Genomic DNA, 273 nt, shown 5'->3' on the forward strand with positions numbered 1-273 from the left:
TTCTTGGGTTTGGTAACTATACCGCTCAGGTTGATATTCAGCTTGATTTTAGTGCTGTGGAGCAAACGAGAAAACGTTTTGATCCGAATACGCCAGCGACTCGAAGTGAATACACGTTAGAAGATTATAACAACGGCAACACTGTGGCTGGTATTCCTGGTGCTTTGAGTAACCAGCCCCCAGCAGATGCTTCAATTCCTCAAGATGTCGCTCAGATGAAAGACGGTGCGATGACGGGGCAAGGCTCGGTTCACAAAGAAGCGACCCGAAACT

1 protein-coding gene is annotated in these 273 nt (G+C 47.6%); it reads left to right on the plus strand.

Features of this window, described 5'->3' with window-relative positions; genetic code table 11:
- Positions 1-273, plus strand: a 273-nt coding sequence (locus tag AB4512_RS23295) for a flagellar M-ring protein FliF C-terminal domain-containing protein (RefSeq protein ID WP_372175896.1), incomplete at both ends; no start/stop codon positions are given.

The organism is Vibrio sp. 10N.222.52.B7 (assembly GCF_041474275.1).
In the GTDB taxonomy this organism is placed as follows: domain Bacteria; phylum Pseudomonadota; class Gammaproteobacteria; order Enterobacterales; family Vibrionaceae; genus Vibrio; species Vibrio crassostreae_C.